Origin of the sequence: Corallococcus praedator (assembly GCF_003612125.1) — a bacterium.
Taxonomy (GTDB): Bacteria; Myxococcota; Myxococcia; order Myxococcales; family Myxococcaceae; genus Corallococcus; species Corallococcus praedator.
Window position 1 is genome coordinate 1 of the sequence record NZ_RAWI01000838.1, and the last position, 607, is coordinate 607.

The following is a 607-nucleotide window of genomic DNA, read 5'->3' on the forward strand; positions in this document are numbered from 1 at the left end:
CCGTCGGCGCGACCAACTCGGCCAGCGCGGGCGGCAACATCGAAATCACCCAGCCCACCACCCCGCCCGCGCCGTAACCGTCGTCCCTCTTGAGGCGGGCGCCCGTCATGCCGGGGCGCCCGCCTCGTGGTTCTTCATGCAGTCCCCGGAGCCCCGTGATGCGAAGCGTCCTCTCGCCCTTCGTGGGCCTGCTGCTCGTCCTGCTCTGCGTGGGTCCGGGTTGTGATTCCGGTCCGCGGCCCGGGTCGCCGGAGGCCCCGGCGCGGACCGGGTCGGAGGTCACCGTCGCCATTGGCGCGCGGGACGTCTTCTCCGAAGCCTTGATGGGCCGTGTGTCCGCCCTCGGCTTCACCTGGCAGGACGTGGCCCGCATCCGCATCGACGTGGAGGACGCCGCCAGCCACACGGCGCTCTTCTCCGACTTCGACCTGGTGCCTTCCCCGTCCGGCTGGTCCGGCACCCTGCCGTCCCTGCCGCGCCATCAATCCCTCACCTTCATCGCGCGGGCGTACGACGGAGGCGGCGGGCTCCTCTTCCAAGGGAGCACCACGCAGACGCTGATCGCGGACCGCGAGTCCGTCGCCCTCCTGCTGTCCCCCTCCGGCAC

General features: G+C 72.0%; 1 pseudogene. It reads left to right on the forward strand.

What is annotated here, in order from left to right:
• Positions 1 to 158 precede the first annotated feature (158 nt).
• Positions 159 to 607, forward strand: a pseudogene (locus D7Y13_RS42050) (hypothetical protein); the annotation flags it as partial.